Origin of the sequence: Mesorhizobium sp. M7A.F.Ca.CA.004.06.1.1, assembly GCF_003999135.1 — a bacterium.
GTDB lineage: Bacteria > Pseudomonadota > Alphaproteobacteria > Rhizobiales > Rhizobiaceae > Mesorhizobium.
Genome location: NZ_RZPQ01000625.1, coordinates 1 through 3,506 on the forward strand (window position 1 = coordinate 1; position 3,506 = coordinate 3,506).

Here is a 3,506-nt window from a genome sequence, read left to right on the forward strand (position 1 = left end):
ATTGATGATGAGCTGGCTTTTGTGTTGGACACACCAGGCCTTCGACTTGCGGATCTCCGCGCGCAGCCCGGTTTCATCCATGGTTTTGATGCGAAGCTGAATCAGCTTGACGCCGAGCGGCGCCAACCTTTCGATCCAGGCGGCGCTGTCGACGATCAGGTAGAAGGGATCGAGCTTCATGAAAAAACGGCCCTGCCGACCATCGGTGTCGATGGCACGGCGACGTCGCGCGGTTCGAGCATTCCCGAACTGAACGCCTCACGACCGGCGTCGACCGCCTTACCGAAAGCACGCGCCATGCCGACCGGATCTGCCGCCTTGGCGACCGCTGTGTTCAGGAGCACGGCGTCAAAGCCGAGTTCCATGACGGTGGCCGCGTGCGACGGCCGTCCGAGCCCCGCATCCACAATCAGCGGGACGCCAGGGAAATATCCGCGCATCGAGCGCAGCGCCGTCATGTTGACCGGTCCCAAGGCGGAACCGATCGGTGCGCACCACGGCATCAGGACCTTGCAGCCCGCTTCCAGCAGCCGCTCGGCGACAACGAGATCGTCGGTGGTATAGGGGAATACCGCAAAGCCGTCCTCGCACAGGATGCGGGCGGCTTCAACCAGACCGAACACATCCGGCTGTAGCGTGTCGTGATTGCCGATCACTTCGAGCTTGATCCAGTTGGTGCCGAAGACCTCGCGCGCCATTTTCGCGGTGGTGACGGCTTCCTTGACGGAGAGGCAGCCGGCGGTATTGGGCAGGGTTCTGGCGCCCAGCGAGCGGATCAACGACCAGAATTGTTCGCCGGCCCTACCGCCCGCCATCTCACGCCGCAACGAGACGGTCACCACCGACGTGCCCGATGCCTTGACTGCATCGGCAAGGATGGCCGGCGAAGGATACTGAGCCGTGCCGAGAAGCAGGCGCGACGAAAGCTCGGTTCCATAAAGCTCCAACATGCTAGCCGCCCTGCATGGGCGAGAGGATTTCGATCCGGTCGCCGTCGCTCAACTGGAACTCCGCGCGGTTGGCTTTGTGCACGAGGTCGCTGTTGACGGCGGTGGCGAGCCAATCGCCCTCATAGTCGAGCGCGGCAAGCAACTCGGCCAGCGTGGTGGCGGCAATCTCACGCGCCTCGCCGTTGACCATCAGTTTCATGAGCATGCTCCTTGGTTCTGTCTTGACTGAAAACCAGGTCGGCAGCCTGGCGCGCCATGGCGGGGGCGAGGAGAAAACCGTGACGATAAAGACCGTTGATCGCGATGATCTCACCGTCTGTTTCGACGCGTGGCAAATTGTCGGGAAATGCCGGACGGACACCCACACCGGTTTCAACGATCTCGGCCTCACCAAAGGCCGGATGGAGGGCATGGGCGGCGCCCAGCAGCTCCATCATGGAACGCGCCGTCACCGGTCCGGCGCTCTGGCTTTCAATCATCGTCGCTCCGATCATGAAACGGTGATCGGTGCGCGGCACGGCATAAAGCGGAAAGCGTGGATGAAGCAAACGGACCGGCCGCGACAGCGAGACATCAGGCGTGCGAAGGATCAGCATTTCGCCGCGAACACCGCGCAGCCTGTCATCGGCCGCTGCCATTCCCATGCAGTCTATCTGACGGGCGAATCCCGAAACAGGCCGGGCGTCGCAGCCGAAGTGGAATTTGACACCCATGGTCGCAAGCTTGTCATGAAGTGCCGCCATCGCCGGGCGTGGGTCGAGGTGAGCCTCGTCGGGGAAGAGCAATCCACGCCGGAAGCGGCCGGCGAGGTCGGGTTCCAGGAGCGCAATTTCGTTTTCATCGACGCGCCGATGCCCTGACGTGCGACTGGCGAACCGGTCAAGCTCACCGGCATCACGCGGCGCGGCCACGACCAATGTCCCGGCCCGTGTCACCTGACCCGACAGCACCGCATCCCACCAGTCGGCAGCATCGCGTCCGAGATCCAGCACCGGCTGCTCCGCGCTTTCGCGCTCGCACCATGGCGCCAGCATGCCGCCGGCGAACCACGACGCGTTGCCACCAAGGCCATGCCGCATCTCGGCGACGGTGACCGTCGCGCCGCGGGCGGCGAGTTCGAAAGCGACGGTGAGGCCGGCAACGCCGGCCCCTTTGACGAGCACCCTCATGATGGTTTGGGAGCCTCTGGCACGACCGGTACGCCAGTCTCGTCCGCCTGCATGTAGAGATCGCCGCCCTCCCGGTATTTTGCCGCCATTGCCGCCATGCCTTCCTTCTGGGCCTCGGCACGGATGTCGTGGGAAATGCGCATGGAGCAGAATTTCGGCCCGCACATCGAACAAAAATGTGCCAGCTTGTGCGCCTCCTTGGGCAAGGTCTGGTCGTGGAAGGACCGTGCGGTTTCGGGGTCGAGCGACAGGTTGAACTGGTCCTCCCAGCGGAACTCGAAGCGCGCGCGCGAAAGGGCATCATCCCTGGTTTTCGCTGCCGGATGGCCCTTCGCCAGATCGGCTGCATGGGCGGCTATCTTGTAGGTGATCACGCCAATCTTGACGTCGTTGCGGTCGGGAAGGCCGAGATGCTCTTTCGGCGTGACGTAGCAAAGCATTGCGGTGCCGAACCAGCCTATCATGGCGGCACCTATCCCTGAGGTGATGTGGTCATAGCCCGGCGCGATGTCGGTCGTCAGCGGCCCCAACGTGTAGAACGGCGCCTCACCGCACACTGCGAGCTGCTTGTCCATGTTCTGCTTGATCTTGTGCATGGGGACATGGCCCGGGCCTTCGATCATCACCTGGCAGTCCTTTGCCCAGGCAATCTTGGTGAGTTCTCCAAGTGTTTCCAGTTCGGCGAATTGCGCCGCGTCGTTCGCATCGGCGATTGAACCGGGACGAAGGCCGTCGCCGAGCGAGAAGGAGACGTCATAGGCTCTGGCGATGTCGCAGATCTCCTCGAAATGCTCGTAGAGGAAGCTCTCCCGGTGATGGTGCAGGCACCATTTGGCCATGATCGAGCCGCCGCGCGAGACGATGCCCGTGACCCGGTCGACGGTCAGCGGGATGTAGTGCAGCCGCACGCCGGCGTGGATGGTGAAATAGTCGACGCCTTGCTCGGCCTGCTCGATCAGCGTGTCGCGGTAGACCTCCCAGTTCAGATCCTCGGCGATGCCGTTGACCTTTTCCAGCGCCTGATAGAGCGGCACCGTACCGATCGGCACCGGCGCATTGCGCACGATCCAGTCGCGGATGTTGTGGATGTTGCGGCCGGTCGACAGGTCCATCACCGTGTCCGCGCCCCAGCGGATAGCCCAGACCATTTTTTCGACCTCTTCGGCCATCGACGATGTGACAGCCGAGTTACCGATGTTGGCGTTGATCTTGACCAGAAAATTGCGACCGATGATCATCGGCTCGCTCTCGGGATGATTGATGTTGGCGGGAATGATTGCGCGCCCGCGCGCCACCTCGTCGCGCACGAATTCGGGTGTGACGAAATCTGGGATCGCCGCGCCGAAGGCTTCGCCGTCGCGTTGCAGCTTGCCGCGCATCACCTCGC

Annotated in this window: 5 protein-coding genes; all 5 read right to left on the reverse strand. The window is 62.9% G+C overall.

All coding sequences use genetic code 11. From position 1 onward, the window contains the following. On the reverse strand, positions 1–180 hold a 180-nt coding region (locus tag EN906_RS27125; RefSeq protein ID WP_206529174.1), incomplete at its 3' end, for a thiamine phosphate synthase. Then, positions 177–950 (reverse strand): thiazole synthase, encoded by a 774-nt coding sequence (locus EN906_RS27130; protein ID WP_024504259.1) that lies wholly within the window; start codon positions 948–950, stop codon positions 177–179. The genes EN906_RS27130 and EN906_RS27125, both read right to left, overlap by 4 nt. A gap of 1 nt (position 951) precedes the next feature. Then, positions 952–1,149: a sulfur carrier protein ThiS gene (gene thiS / locus EN906_RS27135; RefSeq protein ID WP_024504260.1), complete on the reverse strand. Its 198-nt coding sequence runs from the start codon at positions 1,147–1,149 to the stop codon at positions 952–954. After that, positions 1,118–2,119 (reverse strand): glycine oxidase ThiO, encoded by a 1,002-nt coding sequence (gene thiO, locus EN906_RS27140; protein ID WP_063169415.1) that lies wholly within the window; start codon positions 2,117–2,119, stop codon positions 1,118–1,120. Before thiO ends, thiS begins: the two co-directional genes overlap by 32 nt. After that, a partial coding sequence (gene thiC, locus EN906_RS27145; protein ID WP_127375500.1) for a phosphomethylpyrimidine synthase ThiC occupies positions 2,116–3,506 on the reverse strand: 1,391 nt, incomplete at its 5' end. The genes thiC and thiO, both read right to left, overlap by 4 nt.